A 21,458-nucleotide genomic window follows, 5' to 3' on the forward strand; every position below is an offset into this window, starting at 1 on the left:
ATGATATGCGCATAGGCCTTTTTGCCGTGGGGCGGCTCAAATCCGGCCCGGAGAAGGATCTTGCGGCCCGCTATTTCGACCGCTTCGCCAAGGCTGGCCCGGCGGTAGGCCTCGAATTTTCCCGTGTTGCCGAAGTCGCCGAAAGCCGCGCCTCCAATGCCGAGACCCGCAAGCGCGAGGAAGCGGCAATGCTACTGAAGACGCTTCCGGATGGCGGCATCCTCATCCTGCTCGACGAGCGCGGAAAGGCGCTCGACAGCGAGGCCTTCGCAAGCACGCTCGGCACTTACCGCGACAACGGCAAACGCGACCTGACGATCGCGATCGGCGGCGCCGACGGGCTTGATCCCGCTCTCTACGACCGCGCCGACATGACGCTTTGCCTCGGCAAGATGACCTGGCCGCACCAGATCGTCCGCACTCTGATCGCCGAACAGCTCTACCGCGCCGTGACCATCCTCTCCGGCCACCCCTACCACCGGGTCTGAGCCTCACGCAGCCGTGTATTCCGCCGCTGCGATCTTTCTGGTCAAAGCTGCCAAATCAGCTTAGTCTCCGCGCGATTTTGAGAGTTGCCCCGAACACGCATGACACGACGCGCCCGCAAGCGAACGAGCCTGATTTTGCCTCTTCTTGCGGCGGGTCTTACCGCGGCAGCCGTGCCCTCCCTCTTGCCGCTTCCATCGAAAGCGCAGGATGCACCCGCCCAGAGCGGTGATGAGGCCACACCTGCGCCTGTCGCACCACCTGCAACGCCTCAAGCCACAGAAGCGCCGCCGCCGGATCCGGCCGCAGAGCTCGCCAAGAAGCGTGACGAGACTCGCGCCGAGCTCGATGCTCTCTCGAAAACGATCAATCTTTCGTCAGACAAAGTGAACGAGCTTGAGAAGAGCATCGCCGATCTCGACAAGAGCAGCACGACCATTCGCCAGGCGCTGATCGATTCCGCCGCCCGCCGCAAGACACTGGAAAAGCAGATCCTCGACAGCGAGAAGAAGCTCGCCGATCTCGGCGTCAAGGAGGACGGCATTCGCCGCTCACTGCATGATCGCCGCGGCCTGCTCGCCGAGGTGCTGGCAGCACTGCAGCGCATGGGCCGCAACCCGCCGCCGGCGCTTCTGGTAACCCCCGATGACGCACTCGCATCCGTCCGCAGCGCTATTCTGCTCGGCGCCGTCGTGCCAGGAATGCGCAAGGAAACCGATAAGTTAGCTGCTGACCTGACCAATCTCGCCGCCTTGCAGGCAGCCAGCACCAAGGAACGCGCCGACCTGACGGCAACGATGACCAACGGCATCGAGGAAGAGCGGCGCATGGACCTGCTGCTCGCCGAAAACGACAAGCTGAGCCGCAGCAACGCCGCCGAGCTTGAGGCCGAAAAGAAGCATTCTGAGGAGCTCGCCGGCAAGGCGACGACGCTCGAAGGCCTCGTCGCATCGATGGAATCGGAGATCTCTTCCGTGCGCGACGCCGCCGAGGCTGCCCGTCGCGAAGAAGAGAATCGCAAGCTCCTGACCGATGAACAAAGGGCCCAGGCGAAGGCCCTGGCAGACAGCGGTGTGCCCGATAAAAACCGCATTGCGCCCGCATATCCGTTCGGAGAATTGAAGGCGAAGCTGGAGCTGCCCGTGGCGGGCGATATTCTGCGTCAGTTCGGCGATGCCGACGGCACCGGGCACGAGGCCATGGGCATGACGCTGGCGACCAACCCGGATTCGGTGGTCACCGCACCGGCGGACGGACTGGTGGTTTATGCCGGCGCATTCCGCAGCTATGGCCAGATGATCATTCTTGATACGGGCGACGGTTACCACCTGGTTCTATCGGGGATGGACACCATCAGCACCCGCCAGGGCAAGTTCGTTTTCGCCGGTGAACCGCTTGCGGCAATGGGCGCAAAAAGAGTGGCAAGCGCGACAGCATTGGCGCTGGAAACAAATCTTCCAACGCTTTACATTGAATTTCGAAAAGACGGTAAACCGGTCGATTCCCGGCCGTGGTGGACCGCCAAAGACACTGGAAAGGCACGCAATGATTCGTAGGGCTTCTCTTGTTCTGGTCGGCGCATTGATGGGTGCGACCGCGATGAGCGTCATCTATTCGGCAGGCGTGCCCGCCGAGGCGGCGGGAGCATCCACCTACAAGGAGCTCTCGGTATTCGGTGATGTTTTCGAACGTGTGCGCGCCCAGTACGTGACGCCGCCGGACGAGAACAAGCTCGTCGAAAACGCCATCAACGGCATGCTTTCCTCCCTCGACCCGCATTCCAGCTACATGAATGCCAAGGACGCCGAGGACATGAGCACCCAGACCAAGGGTGAATTCGGCGGCCTCGGCATCGAAGTCACCATGGAAGACGAGCTCGTCAAGGTCATCACCCCGATCGACGACACTCCGGCTGCCAAGGCTGGCGTTCTCGCCGGCGACTACATTTCCGAAATCGACGGCCAGTCGGTCCGCGGCCTGAAGCTGGAAGACGCCGTCGAAAAGATGCGCGGCGCCATCAACACGCCGATCAAGCTGACGCTTATCCGCAAGGGCGCCGACAAGCCGATCGAACTGACGATCGTCCGTGACGTCGTGGCCGTACAGGCCGTGAAGTCTCGCGTCGAGGACGATGTTGGCTACCTGCGCGTCATCTCCTTCACCGAGAAGACCTATCCGGATCTCGAAAAGGCAATCACCAAGATCAAGGCAACCGTTCCGGCCGACAAGCTGAAGGGCTACGTGCTCGACCTGCGCCTCAATCCGGGCGGTCTGCTCGACCAGGCGATCAAGGTTTCTGATGCACTTCTTGAGCGTGGCGAAGTGGTTTCCACCCGCGGCCGCAACCCGGATGAAACCCGCCGCTGGAACGCCGGCCCGGGTGACCTGACCGACGGCAAGCCGGTGATCGTGCTGATCAACGGCGGCTCGGCTTCCGCTTCGGAAATCGTCGCGGGCGCTCTGCAGGATCTGCGCCGCGCAACGGTGCTCGGCACCCGCTCGTTCGGCAAGGGCTCGGTCCAGACGATCATCCCGCTCGGCGAAAACGGCGCCCTGCGCCTGACGACGGCGCTCTATTACACGCCTTCGGGCCGCTCGATCCAGGGCACCGGCATTACGCCTGACATCAAGGTCGACGAGCCGCTTCCGGACGATCTGAAGGGCAAGATGGTGACCGAGGGCGAATCCAGCCTGCGCGGCCACATCAAGGGCCAGAGCGAGACGGACGAAGGCTCCGGCTCTGTTGCCTACGTCCCGCCGGATCCGAAGGACGACGTCCAGCTCAACTATGCGCTGGACCTGCTCCGCGGCAAGAAGACCGATCCGGCCTTCCCGCCGAATCCGGAAAAGGCGGTTTCCGCAAAGTAATTTCGAGATTGTATCAGGCCGGAGTAACATCCGGCCTGATGATTCTGACTGTTTCCCGGTTTGGGGCGGGCGAGGAAATTGGGAACGGATTTGCATGCACCGCTCGGCCAGAAGCGTAAATCTGGCCCGAAGAGGCCGGGCATCCTGCGCATTGGCCGGATCGCCGCCAGCCTTTGCCTGATCGCCATCGGCGGCTTCTCGCTTTACACAGCAATGCGCGACGACGGCCTGCAGAAGCAGCCCGCACCGCCGGTCGCCGGTACAGGCTCTTCCGGCGTACCGACGGATACCGCCCAGACGCCCCCCGCACCAGACAAGCAGCCTGCCAGCGGCATGACACGCTCCGATCCGCATTCAGGCGCCAATGTCGAGACGATGGTGACGGGCGACGGCTCTGTCGTCACCAAGTACAGTCCGCGCCCGCGCGACGGCAATGGTCCGGCGCTGGTCGACGCGACGCAGATCGGCCAGGATCCGCGCATGGCGGCGATGCCGAACGACAAGCTGCTGGAAGACTCTCCCTTCGGACGTCTGCCGATCGTCGGTCCTGATGGACGCCGCCCGATGGACCAGTACGCACGCCCGTGGTCCGGCGCCCGCGGCACCCGCATCGCCATCGTCGTCAGCGGCCTTGGCCTCAGCCAGACGGGCACGCAGCGCGCCATTAAGGAACTGCCGGAAGAGATCACCTTTGCCTTCGCCGCCAGCGGCAACAGCTTGCAGCGCTGGATGCAGGAGGCCCGCCGCGGCGGCCACGAAATCCTGATGCAGGTGCCGCTGGAGCCCTTCGATTATCCGGCAAACGATCCAGGCCCGCAAACGCTGCTGACCTCGAAACCGCCGGCCAAGAATATCGAGAACCTCCACAAGGCGATGGGCGAGATCACCAACTACACCGGCGTCATGAACTATCTCGGCGGCCGCTTCTTGTCGAACCCCGACGCTATGGAGCCGGTGATGCGCGATATCGGCAAGCGCGGGCTGCTCTTCCTCGACGACGGCTCCTCGGCACAGTCGAAGACCGAGGCCGTCGCCAAGGGCACCGAGCTGCCCTATGCCTTCGCCGACCTGCAGCTGGACAACCAGCTCGACGTCAACGCCATCATGCAGAAGCTCGACGAGCTGGAACGGATCGCCAAGCGCAACGGCCAGGCGATCGGCGTCGCCTCGGCTTTCGACGAGAGCATTGACGCCATCTCCAAGTGGAGCGAAGAAGCGTCCATGCGCGGCATCGAGATCGTCGGCGTCGCAGCGCTTGCCAACGACCCGCAAAAGCCCTGAGGACATGCAATGACCAAGGCGCCCGTGAAGGCTGAAGACCTGCCCTACCGCCCCTGCGTGGGCGTGATGATCTTGAACCGCGAAGGACTGGTTTGGGCCGGCCGCCGCATCCCGGTCGGCAATTCCGAATATGATGGCTCGCCGCAGCTTTGGCAGATGCCGCAGGGCGGCATCGACAAGGGCGAGGACCCGCTGGAGGCTGCCTATCGCGAGCTCTACGAAGAGACCGGCATGAAAACCGTCTCCCTGCTCGCGGAGGCGAGCGACTGGATCAGTTACGACCTGCCGCCGCAGCTGATCGGCATCGGCCTGAAGGGTAAGTTCCGCGGCCAGACCCAACGCTGGTTCGCCTTCCGCTTCGAGGGCAACGAAAACGAGATCGCGATCAACCCGCCACCGGGAGGCCACGAGCCGGAGTTTGACGCCTGGGAATGGAAGGCGATGGCCGAGCTACCCGGCCTCATCGTGCCATTCAAGCGCGCAGTGTACGACCAGGTTGTCGCTGAGTTCTCGCATCTCGCCGGGCTGAAGGCGGCGGACTGAGACGGCAAGCGGATCGCCACGTTCAAGATCGTCGATCACGCTCCGTGGGCAGGGTGATCACAGAGCCAGAGACCAAAAACTACCAGCGTAACCGCTGCCGTATTGCCTCAGCGGTATGTCTCCATAAGAGACGCGGTCTACGACGGCGGCGGATAGGTACCCAAAGCAGGATATGAAAACGGCCGCTTTCGCGGCCGTTTTGTTTGGTCTTAGTGACCTTCCGCCTCGTTGGCGGGATCGGCATTCAGCTGGCCATACTTGGCTTCGCCGATCTTCTCCAGCAGCTCGAGCTGCGTCTCCAGGAAGTCGATATGGCCTTCCTCGTCCATCAGCAGTTCTTCGAACAGCTTCATCGACACGTAGTCGCCGGCATCGTGACAGATATCGCGGGATTTCTTGTAGGCCGTGCGGGCGTCATATTCGCCGGCAAGATCGGCTTCCAGCACTTCCTTGACGTTCTGGCCGATGCGCAGTGGCGCCAGCGTCTGCAGGTTCGGATGGCCTTCAAGGAAGATGATGCGGGCGACGAGACGGTCGGCGTGGTGCATCTCTTCGATGGATTCGGCGCGTTCCTTCTTCGCAAGCTTGGTGTAGCCCCAATCTTCGAGAAGGCGGTAGTGGACCCAATACTGGTTGACTGCACCGAGTTCGAGAAACAGCGCCTCGTTAAGCCGCTCGATGACTTTTTTGTCGCCTTTCAATGTCCGCTCTCCTGTTTTCCTCATGGAATTCTTTTAGGCGGGACATGAAATCAAATATTTCGGCTTCCGTCGAGTGGCGACGGGCATGATAGTCTTCGGTAGTCTGGATGATGATGTCGACGACGTTGGGGAAGCAACCACAGCAACGGCCGCGCTTCTCCATGGCATGATAGACCTTCGCAGGAACGATCAGCTGCCAACAGTCTTCGTCGAGAAGGCTGTTGATAACCTCACGGATTTCCTTGTCGGTTATGTAGTTGCAGCTGCAGACCAGCACGTCATCATTCCAAACATGACATTCACTATCGTGTTTTCTGCTAAAGAAGATGGTGAGTGTCAAGAAAAAATCGAGATGAAAAAACATCACCAGATGCCCGGGACGCTCACATCAAGGTGAACACCCTGCACGGTAAAAACCTATCGATCTGATCTTGCTGCATTTTCGCGGGATCAATGGAAATTGCGCCCTCTCGGCATCACTTTCACGGTTTCTGCCACTTCCTTATCGCTCTTCTCTCCGGCCATGCGTTTTTCCAGACCTGCACGTTCCAGCGCTGTCATGATCTTCTTCTGCCGGTGATCAACCGTCGGCCGCATGGCCTCATCCGACCGGTCGCTTGCCCCGAACCGCCGGGCCTCCTGCTGGAGAATACCGAGCGCCGGGGTCATGTCCTCGATGTGCTCGACAACCGTATGGATCACGCCGCTCTGGCTCTGCAACTTGCCGCGGATTTTCACCAGCCGGGCACCCATGACGGTAGACCGATATTTTTCGAACACCGCCGGCCAGACGATCGCATTGGCGACACCGGTTTCGTCTTCTAGGGTCATGAAGATGACACCCTTGGCCGAACCCGGCCGCTGCCGGACTAGGACAAGCCCGGCAATCGTCACCCGCCTGCCATTGGCGACCTCAAGCAGATCGACATTGCGGGTTATGCCGGCCCTGCGGAAGTCCTCACGCAGGAAGGAGACGGGGTGCGCTTTCAGCGACAGCGAGAGATAGCGATAGTCCTCGATCACCTGCTCCCCGGGCAGCATTTCCGGCAGCTGTGTCTCCGGCTCGATCTGCAGATCATCTTTACCCGCACATTCGAATAGCGGCAGCTTCTCGGCGGCGCTCTGCACATCCAGAGCTCGCACGGCCCATAGAGCCTCGCGCCGGGTAAGCCCGATGGACCCGAAGACATCTGCATCGGCCAATCTTTCGATATCGGATTTCTTGAGGCCGGAGCGCAGCCAGAGGTCGTGGATCGAGCGATAACCGTTTCCACGCATGTCAACGAGCCGCCGCATGATGTCTTCAGAGAGACCCTTCACCTGCCGGAAACCGAGCCGAACAGCGCGCTTTGATTGGATGACATCGCGCATCCCGGCATGCCGGAAATCGACCTTGCTCTTATCGAAGGTCGCCTTCTCCAGTAGGCAGTCCCAATCCGAACTGTTGATATCGACCTCATGGATCTCGACGCCGTGCTCACGCGCGTCGCGCACCAGCTGCGCCGGCGCATAGAAACCCATGGGCTGCGAGTTCAGCATCGCCGCACAGAAAACGTCGGGATAATAGGCCTTCATCCAGGATGAGGCGTAGACGAGCAGGGCGAAGGAAGCCGCGTGGCTTTCCGGAAAGCCATACTCGCCGAAACCCTTGATCTGATTGAAGCACTGTTGGGCGAATTCGCGATCATACCCTCTCTCAGCCATCCCCGCGATAAAGCGGCTTTCGAAATTTCCGATCGTGCCCGTTCGCTTGAACGTCGCCATGGCGCGCCGCAGCTTGTCGGCCTCGGCGGGTTTGAAACCCGCCGCCGTGATGGCGATCTGCATTGCCTGTTCCTGGAAGAGCGGAACGCCAAGCGTTCTCTCCAGCACGGATTCCAGTTCCTTGCTCGGATAATCGATCTTGGCGCCGCTTTTGAACTGTTCCCGCCGTTTGAGGTAAGGGTGCACCATATTGCCCTGAATTGGCCCCGGACGGACGATCGCTACCTCGATGACAAGATCATAGAACCGGTCGGGCCTAAGACGCGGCAGCATGCTCATCTGCGCCCGGCTTTCGATCTGAAAGACGCCAAGCGTATCCGCCCGGCACATCATCGCATAGACCGGCCGCCCCTCTTCGCCGTGCTCCCTGTTGCCGAGATCGGCCAGCGTTTTGCGGACCCCATAGTGATCCTCAAGCAGCGCAAAAGCCTTGCGCAAACAGGTCAGCATACCGAGTGCGAGAACATCGACTTTCAGAATCCGGACATTATCCAGATCGTCCTTGTCCCACTCGATCATGTAGCGGCCGGGCATCGCGGTCTTCATGATCGGCACGATCTCATCGAGCCGATCGCGGGTAATGACGAAGCCACCGACATGTTGCGTCAGATGCCTCGGAAAGGAGAGGAGCTCGGACGCATATTGCAGCACGTTTCTCGTCATAGAATCGAACATGTCGAGACCCGCGGCGCGTGCCTCGCGCTCGGACAGACTATCGTCCGACCATCCCCAGACCAGACTGCCGATCGCCGACTGAACATCTTCGGAAAGACCGAAGGCTTTGGCCACTTCGCGCCCTGCCGAGCGCGTCCGGTAGGTGGTCACCCCTGCAGTCAGGCCGGCATGATTGATGCCGTAGGTCTCATAGATGAACTGGATGACCTCTTCGCGCCGGTCATGCTCGAAGTCGACATCTATATCCGGCGGCTCATCCCGGTCCATGGAAATGAACCGGTCGAAGAGCAGGGTACTTTTTGCAGGATCGACTTCGGTTATCTCAAGGCAATAGCAGATGACGGAATTTGCTGCAGAACCACGCCCCTGGCACAGGATCTTCTTGTCGTAGCGCGCATGCTGGACGATCCGATGAACCGTCAGGAAATAGGATGCATAGTTTTTCTGCCTGACCAGATCGAGTTCATAATCGATCTGATCCTGGATCTTCTCCGGAACTTCCCCGGGGTGATACCGCTTCACCGCACCGGCCCGCGTCAGCCGGTCGAGCGTTTCATAGGCCGTTTCACCGGGAGCGTTTTCCTCCGGATAATTGTGGCTGATCTCGTCCAGGGAGAATTTCAGCTGAGCAAAAAGATGGCCGGTGTTCTCAATCGCCTCTGGGTAGTTCCTGAAGAGCCGCGCCATTTCCCGGCCTTCCTTGAGATAGCGTTCCGCATTCGGCGCGAGAAGAAAACCGGCCCGGGGGATCGGTACATGCTCGCGAATGGAGGTCACCACATCGGATAGCGGCCTGCGCGTTCTTGCATGATAAAGCGGCTGGTTGGTCGCGATCAGTGGCACACCGATGTCTGCCGCCATATTGGCAAAGGCCGCGAATGTCAGCGCATCATGACCGTTGTAAGATGGGGTCAATGCCAGGAAGAGATTGGAACGGAACCGGTCTTTGAGGCGGCGGAGACAATCCAGGAACAGGCCTCGCCCACCGCTGTCCTTGATGAGCTTGGGATCGGGCACGACAGCAAGCATCATGTCATCGCCCCATTCCATGAGATCCGCCTCCTCCAGAAGACAGATTCCCTTTACCGCTCCCTTCTTCAGATTTCCGGCACTCAGCAGACGACAGAGATGCCCCCAGCCTTTCCGGTCTTTCGGGTAAGCCAGGATTTCAGGCGTCTGATCGCAGAAGACGAGCCGCGCTCCCGGCTGAAACGGCACCGGATCCAGGATCTCTTCTGCCTCCTCTCCCTTTTCCAGCCGGCCCGCCAACTTTCGCTTATACTTGCCACGGAGGACCTTCGTCTGAGCATAGGCGCGCACGACACCGGCCACGGAATTCCTGTCGGCGATCCCGATGCCGGAGAGACCGAGAAGGGCCGCTTGGGTGACGATCTCCTCAGGCTTGGAGGCACCCTCCAGAAAGGAGAAGTTGCTTTTCGCTCCTATCTCGAAGAAGGCCGGGCTCATGCGAAAATTCCATGCATGAACCATTGCGGGGTATCCGGCCCATAGTGACCTTCGCGATAGATCCAGAAGCGATAGCCCTGCTCGTCCTCGACGCTGAAATAGTCGCGCTCCTTGGCGCCGACGCCATCGATCCACCATTCCATGGCGATCCGCTCCGGTCCTTCACTCTTCAGGACACGGTGACGAATGCGCCTCCAGCGGAAATGCGCTGGCGCGCCATCCGGAACCTCGGCGGCAAACGCTTCCATCAATTCAGGTGCCGGAAGCAGGCGAGCAGGCCGCTCGCTCTTTGCCGCGGGTGGCATTACCTCCACCGGCGCTCTGTCGAGGACTTGAATGGCCGGAACGGCAAAGGTCGCCCGCTCCGGGATATGGCTTTCGCGCAATTCGAAACGGGTCAGGCATTCCTCGCCGAGACGGGCCGATACCTTGTCGACGAAGACGGCAAGCGAGACCTGTGATTGCCTATTCCCTTCGAAATCGTCCTGAACATTATGGAAGCTCTCATGCCGGAGAACATTGATCCGCAGGATTTCGAAACCGTATCCCGCATCGATATCCTCATGGATTGCTGTCAGGCGTTCGGAAAAGAGACCGGCAATGCGCTGCGGATCCCGCAAAGGCCGGGACGCCCCCGCAGAAATTCGAAAGACGCATCCATCCACCCGGAACAGGACCAGCTCGAAGACCCGGCCTCCGACGCCTTGGGTTTCAAAGGAGGGCTTCAGGCAATGGGCGACCTGGCTGGCAAGAGCGATAATCTCTTCTTCGGCGGCAATGGGATCAACAAGCCGCCGTTCGGCCGACAGGCTGGCGACCGGCAGGCGGGGAGAGACCGGTTCTTCGTCATGCCCCAATGCCTGATCGAGCCGCAAAAGCACACTGCCGCCAAAGCGGCGGGTGAGCGGCGCGCGCGGCGCCTGCATAAGATCGCCGACATAGCGCAGGCCGAGCTTCTGCAATGCCTCTATGACCGATACATCCAGCCGCAGCGCCATGACCGGCAGGGGCTCGAGAACCGCTTCCGCCTCGTCCTCCGCAATCACCCCGCCTTCGCCGAAACGGCTGACGGCCCAGGATAGTCCCGGTGACGAGGAAATCGCGCCGCGGATATCGAAGCCCATGCCGGCAAGACGAGACAGGATATCCTTCAGCATCGCCCGCTCGCCGCCGAAGAGATGCGAGCAGCCTGTTATGTCGAGGAAGAGCCCGTCCTTGCCGTCAAGGGCGACCAGCGGCGTATAGCGGTCACACCAGTCGGCGACGGCCTCGAGCAGGCGTTTGTCGGCTGGCGCATCTTCTTCCACGACATCGATGATCGGGTGGATGGCGCGGGCTTCGGCGACGCCGAGACCCTTCTTGAGGCCGAGCTTTTCCGCCTTCTCGTCCAGCGCCGTCAGCCGCATTGTGTTGTCGGAGCGACCCGAGCAGACGATCGGAGCGGCCTCAGGACGCCCTTTCGAACGCCACGAGAGGCCCCACCGCTTGCGGGCGATCCTGTCGGTCGAAAGATGCGGGAAGTACAGCGCCAGAATGCGCTGCCCGCTGCTCTGGAAAGCGAGTGACGACTGGCTGTTCGACAGGGAGAAACTGGCGGTCATGGGGGTTCCACTCCAGGAAGAGGGAGAGGGGGGCCGGATTGCGGCTCTTCTCCAGGGTGAGATGAAAGACCGGATTGCCGATGCTACCGCCCAGCATCGAACCATCCGGCAGGGTCCGTTCCCGCGCAGGGGCGGGCCGGGCAAGAAAACGGAAATGTGCGCTGCTTGCCTCTTCCTCTCCTGATTGCCGCAGCAGCAGCAGGGAGCGGCCGGCCGATTTCGCCCGAAGATGAAAGCGCCGGCTCTCGGCAAGGCCGAAGGATTTCGGATTGCCGCGGATTTCCAGGATCGTCGTCACGAAGGCGCCGCTTTCCAGCGCCGCTTCCGCAAGCCAGAGCGCATCCTCCAGTTTTCTGGGGCTCGCATGCAGGAAAAGCTCCGGCCGCAATCCGAAATCCTTGAGCCCGACGGCATAGGGCACCCCTGCCTCGATCGTACTGACCTTGTCGGCGATCCAGAGGACGGGATTTTTTTCCTCGGACCGATGCTGCAAAGCTGCGGCGATCGCCAGCGCAAATCCGCTGCTGCTGCCAGCATCGAGAAACATCTTCGTGCGGATTTCTGTCAGTGCATCGAGCGGCAATCCACCTTCGAGCGCCTCGTCCAGCTCCGGTATGCCAAAGGAAAACCGTGGTGTCTCATCCCTCTTTCGCGGTGCATTTCCCTTACCCAGCGCTTCCTGTTCGGCTGCCGCAAGCGCCGGCACCGGTTTTCCTTCAAGCTTTGCAATGGTTTCGCGGAGCGCAAAAAGCCGCTCGCGCGTCACGGCCGTCTGTGCCATGACGTTCACTCCAGATCAGAATTGTTCCTGTTATGTTCTTATGGATTCCAGAGCTTGCCGGAAGAGTCAACAGCCGTTTGTTGTGAATTTATTCCTGCCATTGATTCCACACTCGAAAATCCTTCACAAAGGTTCTATATGGGCGGCAGAGAAAGGGGTTTTTGATGGCCCGCATAGACCAGAGCGAGGATTGGCGCGATCGCCATGCTCCGACGCTCAGCACATTTGAATCCTTGGCGATGGAGGCCTACAGCCACCTGCCGGATGAATTCCGTTCGCTTACCGCCAATCTGACGATCGAGATCGAAGATTTCCCGGACGACGACGTTTTCGAGGACATGGCGCTGGAAACGCCATTCGACCTGCTCGGCCTTTTCGAGGGCAGGGGCATTTCGGAACGGTTCACGATGGAAACCGGCGAACTGCCGAACCGCATCCGCCTCTATCGCCGCCCGATCCTGGATTACTGGGCCGAGAACGACGAAACGCTCGGCGATATCATCACCCATGTCCTCATCCACGAAATCGGCCACCATTTTGGCCTCAGCGATGACGACATGGAGCGTATCGAGGCGAGCGCCGAAGAGGCGGCCGACCGGTAAATCTTACTGCTCGGAGAGCTTCATATCCGGGTGGTAGTCCTTGCCTTCGACGTCCTTGACGATCGCCTGGGCCGCAATGACCTGCTTGGTCTCGGCATTGAAGGTGACCGAGGGAGAGCCCTGCAGCGACCAGCCCTTGTTGAGGGCATCGGTTACGCGGTGGCAGAATGCGGCATCGTCCTGGCCGGTCAGAAGGCGGTAGAGCTTCATGTCATGATTTCCGTTCAGCAATGCGGCGGGATTTATGAACCAGACTTTCCGCCTGGACAAGATGCAGGCGCTCGATCATCCGGCCGTTTGAATTGATGACGTTGAGACCTTCAGTCGCAGGATCGGCAAAGGCAGCGATAATCTCTTCGGCCTCGCGGATGGCGGCGTCGTCAGGCCCGAAATGCCGGTTTGCACTTTCGATCTGCGCCGGATGGATCAGCATCTTGCCATCGAAACCCATGGCGCGGGCATGGGCGCATTCCGCCTCGAAGCCATCCGCATCCCTGAAATCGTTGAAGACGCTGTCGATCGCATCGAGCCCATAGGCCCTGACGGCCAGGATCACCTGCATTAGCCACGGCACCAGATAGGTGCGCCCCGGCTGCGGCAGAACGCCGGTTTCCTTGCGCAGGTCGTTCAAGCCCACGACAAAGCAATCGAGCCGCGACCCGGCTGTCCGCCCGAACTCGGCGATCGCCGCCGAATTCAAGATGCCGCGCGGCGTCTCGATCATCGCCCAAATCCGCAGCGTTTCCGCGGCATCGGCATCGCCAAGCATGTCGCTGATCGCCATCACATCCTGCGGCTCGTCCACTTTCGGCAGCAGCACCGCATCCGGCTCGAGAGCCCGCACCAGTTCCATATCGGCAGGGCCGAAGCCGGAGGAGAGGGCATTGATGCGGATGATCCTCTCCTTGCCCGCCAGCGCCGGGCCGGCGAAGAACGCCTTCAGGTTTGCCCGCGCCTCATCCTTCTTCTCCGGCGCGACGGAATCCTCCAGATCGAAGATGACGGCATCGCAATCGAGCACATGGGTCTTTTCCAATGCGCGGGCATTGATGGCGGGAACGCTGAGCACCGAGCGGCGCAGGCTAAGGGAACGGGCGGGGGAATTTCGGCTCATCACGAATGTGTGCCAAGCTTTGTGAAGGCTGACAAGACAACAAAAAGCCACGCTTGCCTTGCACAGAAGGAAATCAAGGACCACATTCCTTTCGAAGAGAGGTCTAGAATTATGCAGAATATCCGTTCCATCTTCCTCATGCTGGCAGGCGTCACCGTGTTTGTGGCTCTTGCGCTGTTTACCTTCTCGGTCACGCTCGCCGTCGGCGGCATCCTGACCGTGCTGATGGTTGGACGCGCCCTGTCGCTGAAGATGAAACCGGCTCCGGTGCGCGCCAAGGCCCAGACCCAGCAGCGCGAAATGCGCATCTGGAACGACGGCCGCGGTACGATCATCGATCTCTGATCGCACCGGCCACCAAGCCTTCACGAAAAATTCTTTATGGAGCTGTCGGCTCCCGCTCTACCTTCACGTCCTTGAGGCGGACGGCCTCGATGCCGGACCTTCAAAATCAGGAGACGGAGGAAGAACATGAGCACGATGGAAACCGCACCCGCCAAGATGCCGCCGGTCAAGAATGGCCTGCTGCCGTATCTGACAGTCGACGGCGCGCTCAAGGCCGCAGAATTCTACAAGAAGGCATTCGGCGCCGAAGAGGCCTATGTCGTGCCGGCCGACGAGAAGGGCCGGACGATGCATGTGCATCTCTATATCAACGGCAGCTCGCTGATGCTGTCGGATGCCTATCCGGAATACGGCCATCCCTTCAAGGGTCACGAAGGCTTTGCGATCCAGCTCGTCATCGACGACATCGATGCCTGGTGGAACCGCGCAGTGGCCGCCGGCGCCGAAGTCGTCATGCCGATCGAGCTGATGTTCTGGGGCGATCGCTACGGCCAGCTGCGCGACCCCTTTGGCGTCGTATGGGGCCTCAACGCAGCATCCAAATAGCCGCCTATGCAAAGTGGTCAGGCTGCGTGAAACGCCGCGCAGCCGTCATTTTGGAAAGATTCTCCTTCATTTCGGCGGGAAACTGGACTAGATGCTGATCAACGAAAGTACATCCGCTGAATTTGGAGCCTAGGTCATGGATAAATTCGTGAAGCTCACCGGCGTTGCCGCGCCCCTGCCCGTCGTCAACATCGACACGGACATGATCATTCCGAAGGACTATCTGAAGACCATCAAGCGCACCGGCCTTGGCAAGGGTCTCTTCGCCGAAGCCCGCTACAATGAAGACGGTTCCGAGAACGCCGATTTCGTGCTGAACAAGCCGGCCTACCGCGACGCCAAGATCCTCGTCGCCGGCGACAATTTCGGCTGCGGCTCTTCGCGCGAGCATGCCCCGTGGGCACTGCTCGATTTCGGCATCCGCTGCGTGATCTCCACCAGCTTCGCCGACATCTTCTACAACAACTGCTTCAAGAACGGCATCCTGCCGATCAAGGTCAGCCAGGAAGATCTCGACAAACTGATGGACGACGCTTCGCGCGGATCCAACGCCATCCTCACCGTCGACCTCGAAAACCTCGAGATCACCGGCCCGGACGGCGGCTCGATCAAGTTCGACCTCGACGCCTTCAAGCGCCACTGCCTGCTGAACGGCCTGGACGACATCGGTCTCACGATGGAAAAGGGCACGGCGATCGACAGCTTCGAAAAGAAGAATTCCGCTTCGCGCCCCTGGGCTGCCTGAGCTATCGAGAACATCTGACGAAAAAGCCGGGCAATGCCCGGCTTTTTTGTTTGCCCCTCAGAGAAACCGTTCCTGCCACGCCTTGAGCTTGCCGAGCGACACCCCGATGCCGCCGCAGACTTCAATGAGCGGGTTTTCGAAGCGTGACAGCAGGCCTGCATGCACATCGGCAACGGCGAGCGCCGCGCCGCACGCGGGCTCGACGAGAATGCGGTGGGCATCGGCAAATTTCAGGCAGGCGGCAACCGCTTCCGCATCGGTCACCGTGACGCTTTCGATCGGATGGTGATTGGGCAGATCGAAGACATGCTGCGCAACCTGCCGGGCACCAAGCGAATTGGCGATCGAGGTGATGCCGGGCAGGGTGATGCGCTCCTTCGCCTTCAGCGCTTCATGGAAGGAGGCCGCACCTTCGGTTTCGACGGCGATCACCGGCACATCGCCAAGGCCATTGCGCTTCAGGCCCGCGACGATACCAGCCAGCAGACCACCGCCGCCGACGCTGGCAACGACGCAGTCGAAACGGGTGCCGCTCGCAACGACCTCATCGATCAATGTTCCATGCCCTTCCCAGAGCAGCGGATGATCGAAGGGATGCACATAGGCGGCCTTGCGCGCTTCCGAGAGCTTGATCGCATAGGCATTGGCCTCATCGAAGACCGCGCCATGCACCAGAACAGAGGCGCCGGTCGCCTCGATCGACTGGCGAACCTCGGCCGACGTCGTCTCCGGCACGACGATCGTAACGGGAACGCCGAGCGCCCGGCCCGCAAACGCCGCGGCAATCCCCGCATTACCACCGGAGGCGCAGAAGATTTCCTTTGCGCCATTCTCCACCTCATGCTGGCACAGCCGGCTGACACCGCGCATCTTGAAGCTGCCTGAAGGCTGCAGCGCATCGAGCTTCAGTAAGAGCGGCTTGCCGCTGGCGCTATAATCGGCAGCGCTGCGCAGGAGAGGGGTGTTGAGATGCAATGGAGACGGGGACATTCTGAATTCCATTTCTTGAAACGTGACCGTCTTCTTGGCGCGGAGACGGGCAGGGGTCAACAGTCCAGCACAGATCGATAGCGCGGCAAACCGTACCGATTCGGCCTCTCTCTTGCTTGAAATGCCGTTTTCCGGGGTCTAAGAAGCCGCAGCTTGTTTTTCCGCGGAGGGTTTCATGACAGCGCGCAATCTTTTCCTGCTGCCGGGCGACGGCATCGGCCCCGAGGCCATGGGCGAGGTCCGCAAGATCATCGCTTACATGAACGATGCAATGAAGGCCGGTTTCGTCACCGACGAAGGTCTCGTCGGCGGCTCGGCCTATGATGCCCACGGCCAGGCGATTTCCGAAGCCGACATGGAGAAGGCGCTTGCCGCCGATGCGGTTCTGTTCGGCGCCGTCGGCGGCCCGAAGTGGGATAGCGTTCCCTATGAAGTGCGCCCGGAAGCAGGCCTCCTGCGCCTGCGCAAGGATCTGCAGCTCTTCGCAAACCTGCGCCCGGCAATCTGCTATCCGGCGCTCGCTTCCGCTTCCTCGCTGAAGCCGGAACTGGTTGAGGGCCTCGACATCCTCATCATCCGCGAGCTCACCGGCGGCGTCTATTTCGGCGAGCCGAAGGAGATCATCGATCTCGGCAACGGCCAGAAGCGCGGCATCGACACGCAGGTCTACGACACCTACGAAATCGAGCGCATCGCCGGCGTTGCCTTCGAAATGGCCCGCACCCGCCAGAACCGCGTCTGCTCCATGGAAAAGCGCAACGTCATGAAGTCTGGCGTGCTCTGGAACCAGGTGGTGACGGCGACGCACAAGGAAAAATACGCCGACGTTCAGCTCGAGCACATGCTGGCCGACGCCGGCGGCATGCAGCTCGTCCGTGCACCGAAGCAGTTCGACGTCATCGTCACCGACAACCTGTTCGGCGACATGCTCTCCGACGTCGCAGCCATGCTGACCGGTTCGCTCGGCATGCTGCCGTCTGCTTCGCTCGGCGCTCCCGATGGCAAGACCGGCAAGCGCAAGGCGCTCTACGAACCCGTTCACGGTTCGGCACCTGACATTGCCGGCAAGGGCATTGCCAACCCGATCGCCATGATCGCCTCCTTCGCCATGTGCCTGCGCTACTCCTTCAACATGGTCACCGAAGCCGACAACCTCGAGAAGGCGATTGCCAACGTTCTCGACAAGGGCATCCGCACCGGCGACATCATGGGCGAAGGCTGCAAGCAGGTCGGCACCGTCGAAATGGGCGATGCCATCCTCGCGGAATTCAAGGCGCTCTCTGCCTGATATTTCACGTGAAACGCTTTTCAGGCCCTTCGCGCATCCACGCGGAGGGCTTTTTCATTGAAGCCGCCGCCTCGTCTCCCTATGTCCCCCGTGCCAACCACGAAGGGACAGAATGAGCGACACCGCCGGAGCGAAGCCAGGCTGCAAAGCCTATCTGAAGAAGCGCTATGAGGCGCGTCGCACGATCCATCGTCGGGTTCCCTGGAAAGCTTTCGCGCTCTTCGCCATCAACGCCGTCGCAATTGCCTTCTTCGTCTTCGACCGGCCGCTGGGGCAGGCGGTCAAAAGCCTTTCACCACCGCTGGTCTCGATTGCCGGTGACGTGACCGACATCGGCAGGCTCGCCTGGATCCTTGCCGGCCTCGCCACCATTCTGCTCACTGGCTATGTCGTCCGCCGCCGCCTCTGGAAAGTGAGGCGCAGATTCCGGATGACCTATTTCGGCCAGATGGCCGCCTATGTCGGCTTCTCCGTTATCCTTGCCAGTGCCATCGCCAATCCGCTGAAGTTCCTGATCGGCCGCGCCCGGCCGCTGCTCTACGAGCAGGAGGGCATATTCAGCTTCACGCCGTTCAGCTGGGATTTCCTGCACCAGAGCTTTCCTTCTGGACATTCCGCCAATATCGGCGCGCTCTTCATGTCGCTGGCCTTGCTCTTCCCGCGCTTCCGGCTTGTCTTCATCGGCATTGGTCTGTGGCTCGGCGCCACCCGGGTCATCATCGGCGTCCACTACCCGAGCGATGTCGCCGCCGGACTGGCGCTCGGAGCCTGGCTCGCCTTTGCGCTCTCCACCGGCTTCGCCCGTTTCGGCGTTGTCTTCTCGGTCGGGCGCGAGGGCTGGCCGATACCGCGGCTTAGCCGCCTCCTTTGAGGGCTTCGTAAAAAAACTGTCGCCGCCGGATGCTAGCGTCGGTCCATTCTTGAGATTGATTTTCGAACGGATCGGATTTGATGCAGGCGATACTTTCCTCGCTCGACAGGCGCTGGCGCCGGAGCACCTGTCGCATGCCGCAATTGCGGTGGCAGACCTGCCTTTTCATCACCTGCAATGCCGTCCTGCTCTCGATGCTGCTTCTCGACGGTCCCGTCGGCGCCGGACAGGTGCCACCCGTCATCCGCCGCCTCGGCCGCATCCTCACCGATTTCGGCACGTCCGGATGGATCATCATCGTCAGCGCCTTTCTGTTCTTCGAAGGCCTAGCGGCGCTTCGTATCGTCAGATCGCTGCGCACCCGCATCCAGGCGCTGCAGATGTGCTGGATCGGCGCCTACCTGCTGATCTCGATCGCCCTGTCGGGGATCCTTGCCAATATCCTGAAGCGCGCCATTGGCCGCGCCAGGCCGCAGCATTTCGATGACTACGGGATCTTCTCATTCTCGCCCTTTTCGGGTCACGCCGCCTTCGAAAGCTTCCCGTCAGGACATGCGACGACCATCGGCGCCTTCTTCGCGGCGCTGTCGCTTCTCTTCCCGCGCTACCGCGTCGTCTTCCTTGCCTGCGCCCTCTGGCTCGGCATGACCCGCGTCATGGTCAGCGCCCACTACCCGAGCGATGTGATCGCCGGCCTAGCGCTCGGCGGCTGGTTTTCGCTGATGATCGCCATCGTCTTTTCGCGCTACGGCATCCTTTTCAGGGTGGCGGATGGCTGGCCGGTGCCAAAACGCATGCTGCGGGCATAGAAAAACCCGGCACCTTGAGAGCGCCGGGTCTGTTTTCGTCAGTACGCCAAATCTTTAGTCAGCGTGGATATCGCGGTTCTTGGTTTCCGGCAGGAACAGCAGGCCGATGACCAGCGTGATGCCTGCGAAGACGATCGGATACCAGAGGCCGTAGTAGATATCGCCGGCGGCGGCACTCATCGCGAAAGCCGTTGCCGGAAGCAGGCCGCCGAACCAGCCGTTGCCGATATGGTAAGGCAGCGACATGCCGGTATAGCGGATGCGGGTCGGGAAGAGCTCGACCAGAAGTGCTGCGATCGGGCCATAGACCATCGTCACGTAGAGCACGAGAACGAAGAGGACAGCGATCGTGCCGACCCAGTTCACGCGCGCCGGATCGGCAACCATGGCGAAGCTGCCGCCACCGGCGACCGTATAGACCGCCATGTCGGTCACGCCGTTGGCTTCTTCCGCCGTCAGCAGCTTGCCGGCAATCAGCTTGTCGGCCGGCATCGTTTCCTTCTCGCCGCCGCGGATCGTCTCGGCGTTGAGATTGAGTTCCGGATTGGCAGCGATGAAAGCATCGAGCTTGGAATCCGGAACCTTGGCGGCGCCACGGTTCAGCGGATAACCGGCATCGTGAAGCGCCATGTTGGTGCTCTTCTCAAAAGCGGCCGTCATGCCCTTGGCCTTGTCGCCGGCGGCGATGACGTCGAAGCTCGGAATGGTCGCTTCGCCGATCTTGACGGTTGCCGGTTGTCCTGCCGGGCCGGGCACGACGTCATAAGGTACCGAGTTCTTCGTTAGGAACGCCGTAGCCACGTCGCAGGAGCTGGTGAACTTCGATGTACCGGTCGGGTTGAACTGGAACTTGCAGTCTGCCGGGTCGGCGGTCACCGTTGCGCGGATCGCAGCCTGTGCCTCATAGAGGGCCGGATTGGCCATATAGGTCATCGCCTTAAACAGCGGCTGGTAGGTGATGGCGGCAATCAGCAGGCCCGCCATGATGATCGGCTTGCGGCCGATCTTGTCGGACAGGCTGCCAAAAATGACGAAGAACGGCGTTGCAAGAATAAGTGCGATCGCGACCATGATATTGGCCGACTGCAGATCCACCTTCAGAACGTTCTGCAGGAAGAACAGCGCGTAAAACTGGCCGCCGTACCAGACGACTGCCTGACCCATCGTGGCACCGAGCAGCGCGATGATGGCGATCTTGGCATTCTTCCAGGTACCGAAGGCTTCCGTCAGCGGCGCCTTCGAGCCCTTGCCCTCGGCCTTCATCTTCTGGAAGGCCGGAGATTCGTTCATTTTGAGACGAATCCAGACCGAAACGCCGAGAAGCAAAACCGAAACCAGGAACGGAATGCGCCAGCCCCAGGCAGCGAATGCGGTCGAGCCGAGCATCTGCTGGACAGAGATGATGACGATCAGCGACAGGAAGAGACCAAGCGTCGCCGTCGTCTGGATCCATGAGGTGAAGTAGCCGCGCCGGCCATTCGGCGCATGTTCGGCAACATAGGTCGCCGCGCCGCCATATTCACCGCCAAGCGCCAGACCCTGCAGCAGGCGCAGCACGATCAGGATGATCGGAGCCGCAATGCCGATTGTCGCCGCACCCGGAAGGATGCCGACGAGGAAGGTCGAAAAACCCATGATCAGGATCGTGACCAGGAACGTGTACTTGCGGCCGACGAGATCGCCGAGACGGCCGAACACCAGCGCACCGAACGGACGGACAAGGAAGCCCGCCGCAAAGGCGAGAAGCGTGAAGATGTTACGCGTCGCTTCCGGATATTGGGTGAAATAGGTCGCGCCGATATAGGTGGCGAGCGAACCGTAAAGATAGAAATCGTACCATTCGAAAACGGTGCCGAGCGACGAGGCGAAGATGACCTTCTTCTCCTCGCCGGTCATCGGACCGGCCTTCGCGCCTTCGGCGCTTGCGACATTTGCCATTGTCTGTCCTCCACAGAGTGATGAGCAGCAAGGCGCGTCCCAA

21 protein-coding genes are annotated in these 21,458 nt (G+C 60.8%); 12 read left to right on the plus strand and 9 right to left on the minus strand.

Annotation, left to right across the window (positions count from 1 at the left end):
- Positions 1–5 precede the first annotated feature (5 nt).
- From rlmH to ACODR6_RS10210, 5 genes are all read left to right on the plus strand, one after another.
- On the plus strand, positions 6–488 hold the full coding sequence (rlmH, locus tag ACODR6_RS10190; RefSeq protein ID WP_130283035.1) for a 23S rRNA (pseudouridine(1915)-N(3))-methyltransferase RlmH: 483 nt from the start codon (positions 6–8) through the stop codon (positions 486–488).
- Positions 489–617: 129 nt separating this feature from the next.
- Positions 618–2,042, plus strand: a complete 1,425-nt coding sequence (locus ACODR6_RS10195) for a murein hydrolase activator EnvC family protein (protein WP_489022518.1) — start codon at positions 618–620, stop codon at positions 2,040–2,042.
- A complete protein-coding gene (locus ACODR6_RS10200) occupies positions 2,032–3,354 on the plus strand; it encodes a S41 family peptidase (RefSeq protein ID WP_112718143.1) in 1,323 nt (440 codons plus the stop codon). The genes ACODR6_RS10195 and ACODR6_RS10200 overlap by 11 nt, the downstream gene beginning before the upstream one ends.
- Positions 3,355–3,432: 78 nt before the next feature.
- On the plus strand, positions 3,433–4,635 hold the full coding sequence (locus tag ACODR6_RS10205) for a divergent polysaccharide deacetylase family protein (RefSeq protein ID WP_489022455.1): 1,203 nt from the start codon (positions 3,433–3,435) through the stop codon (positions 4,633–4,635).
- 9 nt (positions 4,636–4,644) lie between these two features.
- A complete protein-coding gene (locus ACODR6_RS10210) occupies positions 4,645–5,178 on the plus strand; it encodes an RNA pyrophosphohydrolase (protein ID WP_489022456.1) in 534 nt (177 codons plus the stop codon).
- 209 nt (positions 5,179–5,387) lie between these two features.
- On the opposite strand, the gene bfr is transcribed toward ACODR6_RS10210, so the two are convergent.
- The 5 genes from bfr to ACODR6_RS10235 all read right to left on the minus strand — a co-directional run bounded on the left by bfr (position 5,388) and on the right by ACODR6_RS10235 (position 12,167).
- Entirely contained in the window at positions 5,388–5,879 is a 492-nt protein-coding gene (gene bfr / locus ACODR6_RS10215; RefSeq protein WP_130283029.1) for a bacterioferritin, read from the minus strand.
- A complete protein-coding gene (locus ACODR6_RS10220) occupies positions 5,845–6,243 on the minus strand; it encodes a (2Fe-2S)-binding protein (protein ID WP_112718135.1) in 399 nt (132 codons plus the stop codon). The genes bfr and ACODR6_RS10220 overlap by 35 nt, the downstream gene beginning before the upstream one ends.
- An 86-nt stretch (positions 6,244–6,329) precedes the next feature.
- Positions 6,330–9,785, minus strand: coding sequence for an error-prone DNA polymerase (locus tag ACODR6_RS10225; RefSeq protein ID WP_489022457.1), 3,456 nt, complete (start codon positions 9,783–9,785; stop codon positions 6,330–6,332).
- On the minus strand, positions 9,782–11,191 hold the full coding sequence (locus tag ACODR6_RS10230) for a Y-family DNA polymerase (RefSeq protein WP_489022519.1): 1,410 nt from the start codon (positions 11,189–11,191) through the stop codon (positions 9,782–9,784). Before ACODR6_RS10230 ends, ACODR6_RS10225 begins: the two co-directional genes overlap by 4 nt.
- Before the next feature lie 40 nt (positions 11,192–11,231).
- Positions 11,232–12,167, minus strand: coding sequence for an ImuA family protein (locus tag ACODR6_RS10235; protein ID WP_489022458.1), 936 nt, complete (start codon positions 12,165–12,167; stop codon positions 11,232–11,234).
- A gap of 164 nt (positions 12,168–12,331) precedes the next feature.
- On the opposite strand from ACODR6_RS10235, the gene ACODR6_RS10240 reads away from it, so the two are divergent.
- On the plus strand, positions 12,332–12,769 hold the full coding sequence (locus ACODR6_RS10240; RefSeq protein WP_112718129.1) for a metallopeptidase family protein: 438 nt from the start codon (positions 12,332–12,334) through the stop codon (positions 12,767–12,769).
- A gap of 3 nt (positions 12,770–12,772) precedes the next feature.
- Here ACODR6_RS10240 and ACODR6_RS10245 read toward each other — a convergent pair whose 3' ends face one another.
- Positions 12,773–12,979: a DUF1737 domain-containing protein gene (locus tag ACODR6_RS10245; protein WP_112517868.1), complete on the minus strand. Its 207-nt coding sequence runs from the start codon at positions 12,977–12,979 to the stop codon at positions 12,773–12,775.
- Between the two features lies 1 nt (position 12,980).
- Positions 12,981–13,883, minus strand: a complete 903-nt coding sequence (locus ACODR6_RS10250) for an HpcH/HpaI aldolase/citrate lyase family protein (RefSeq protein ID WP_489022459.1) — start codon at positions 13,881–13,883, stop codon at positions 12,981–12,983.
- Between the two features lie 111 nt (positions 13,884–13,994).
- Here ACODR6_RS10250 and ACODR6_RS10255 point away from each other — a divergent pair, with 111 nt between their 5' ends.
- The 3 genes from ACODR6_RS10255 (at position 13,995) to leuD (ending at position 15,519) form a co-directional block, all read left to right on the plus strand.
- The gene (locus tag ACODR6_RS10255; protein ID WP_112718125.1) at positions 13,995–14,228 is read left to right on the plus strand and encodes a hypothetical protein; all 234 of its coding nucleotides are present in this window, start codon (positions 13,995–13,997) and stop codon (positions 14,226–14,228) included.
- A 126-nt stretch (positions 14,229–14,354) separates the two neighbouring features.
- Positions 14,355–14,774 carry a VOC family protein gene (locus ACODR6_RS10260; RefSeq protein WP_489022460.1) on the plus strand — a complete coding sequence of 140 codons (420 nt, stop codon included), beginning with the start codon at positions 14,355–14,357 and terminating at the stop codon, positions 14,772–14,774.
- Positions 14,775–14,910: 136 nt separating this feature from the next.
- Positions 14,911–15,519, plus strand: a complete 609-nt coding sequence (leuD, locus tag ACODR6_RS10265; protein WP_112718121.1) for a 3-isopropylmalate dehydratase small subunit — start codon at positions 14,911–14,913, stop codon at positions 15,517–15,519.
- Positions 15,520–15,576: 57 nt separating this feature from the next.
- Here the strand turns inward: leuD and ACODR6_RS10270 are convergent, their stop codons facing one another.
- The gene (locus tag ACODR6_RS10270) at positions 15,577–16,509 is read right to left on the minus strand and encodes a pyridoxal-phosphate dependent enzyme (RefSeq protein ID WP_489022461.1); all 933 of its coding nucleotides are present in this window, start codon (positions 16,507–16,509) and stop codon (positions 15,577–15,579) included.
- 175 nt (positions 16,510–16,684) lie between these two features.
- Here ACODR6_RS10270 and leuB point away from each other — a divergent pair, with 175 nt between their 5' ends.
- From leuB to lpxE, 3 genes are all read left to right on the plus strand, one after another.
- Positions 16,685–17,797, plus strand: a complete 1,113-nt coding sequence (leuB, locus tag ACODR6_RS10275) for a 3-isopropylmalate dehydrogenase (protein WP_130283018.1) — start codon at positions 16,685–16,687, stop codon at positions 17,795–17,797.
- 112 nt (positions 17,798–17,909) lie between these two features.
- Positions 17,910–18,668 carry a phosphatase PAP2 family protein gene (locus ACODR6_RS10280; protein WP_489022462.1) on the plus strand — a complete coding sequence of 253 codons (759 nt, stop codon included), beginning with the start codon at positions 17,910–17,912 and terminating at the stop codon, positions 18,666–18,668.
- An 80-nt stretch (positions 18,669–18,748) separates the two neighbouring features.
- Positions 18,749–19,477, plus strand: a complete 729-nt coding sequence (gene lpxE / locus ACODR6_RS10285; protein WP_130283016.1) for a lipid A 1-phosphatase LpxE — start codon at positions 18,749–18,751, stop codon at positions 19,475–19,477.
- A 54-nt stretch (positions 19,478–19,531) separates the two neighbouring features.
- Here lpxE and ACODR6_RS10290 read toward each other — a convergent pair whose 3' ends face one another.
- Entirely contained in the window at positions 19,532–21,415 is a 1,884-nt protein-coding gene (locus tag ACODR6_RS10290; protein WP_203429924.1) for an MFS transporter, read from the minus strand.
- Positions 21,416–21,458: the final 43 nt, after the last annotated feature.

It is taken from the genome of Rhizobium sp. FG96, assembly GCF_057808655.1.

Coding starts and splice junctions, on each gene's coding strand:
- rlmH (WP_130283035.1), top strand. CDS start 6: ATGCGCATAGGCCTTTTTGCCGTGGGGCGGCTCAAATCCGGCCCGGAG.
- ACODR6_RS10200 (WP_112718143.1), top strand. CDS start 2,032: ATGATTCGTAGGGCTTCTCTTGTTCTGGTCGGCGCATTGATGGGTGCG.
- ACODR6_RS10210 (WP_489022456.1), top strand. CDS start 4,645: ATGACCAAGGCGCCCGTGAAGGCTGAAGACCTGCCCTACCGCCCCTGC.
- ACODR6_RS10220 (WP_112718135.1), bottom strand. CDS start 6,243: ATGTTTTTTCATCTCGATTTTTTCTTGACACTCACCATCTTCTTTAGC.
- ACODR6_RS10225 (WP_489022457.1), bottom strand. CDS start 9,785: ATGAGCCCGGCCTTCTTCGAGATAGGAGCGAAAAGCAACTTCTCCTTT.
- ACODR6_RS10230 (WP_489022519.1), bottom strand. CDS start 11,191: ATGCGGCTGACGGCGCTGGACGAGAAGGCGGAAAAGCTCGGCCTCAAG.
- ACODR6_RS10235 (WP_489022458.1), bottom strand. CDS start 12,167: ATGGCACAGACGGCCGTGACGCGCGAGCGGCTTTTTGCGCTCCGCGAA.
- ACODR6_RS10240 (WP_112718129.1), top strand. CDS start 12,332: ATGGCCCGCATAGACCAGAGCGAGGATTGGCGCGATCGCCATGCTCCG.
- ACODR6_RS10245 (WP_112517868.1), bottom strand. CDS start 12,979: ATGAAGCTCTACCGCCTTCTGACCGGCCAGGACGATGCCGCATTCTGC.
- ACODR6_RS10250 (WP_489022459.1), bottom strand. CDS start 13,883: ATGAGCCGAAATTCCCCCGCCCGTTCCCTTAGCCTGCGCCGCTCGGTG.
- ACODR6_RS10255 (WP_112718125.1), top strand. CDS start 13,995: ATGCAGAATATCCGTTCCATCTTCCTCATGCTGGCAGGCGTCACCGTG.
- ACODR6_RS10260 (WP_489022460.1), top strand. CDS start 14,355: ATGAGCACGATGGAAACCGCACCCGCCAAGATGCCGCCGGTCAAGAAT.
- leuD (WP_112718121.1), top strand. CDS start 14,911: ATGGATAAATTCGTGAAGCTCACCGGCGTTGCCGCGCCCCTGCCCGTC.
- ACODR6_RS10270 (WP_489022461.1), bottom strand. CDS start 16,509: ATGTCCCCGTCTCCATTGCATCTCAACACCCCTCTCCTGCGCAGCGCT.
- leuB (WP_130283018.1), top strand. CDS start 16,685: ATGACAGCGCGCAATCTTTTCCTGCTGCCGGGCGACGGCATCGGCCCC.
- ACODR6_RS10280 (WP_489022462.1), top strand. CDS start 17,910: ATGAGCGACACCGCCGGAGCGAAGCCAGGCTGCAAAGCCTATCTGAAG.
- lpxE (WP_130283016.1), top strand. CDS start 18,749: ATGCAGGCGATACTTTCCTCGCTCGACAGGCGCTGGCGCCGGAGCACC.
- ACODR6_RS10290 (WP_203429924.1), bottom strand. CDS start 21,415: ATGGCAAATGTCGCAAGCGCCGAAGGCGCGAAGGCCGGTCCGATGACC.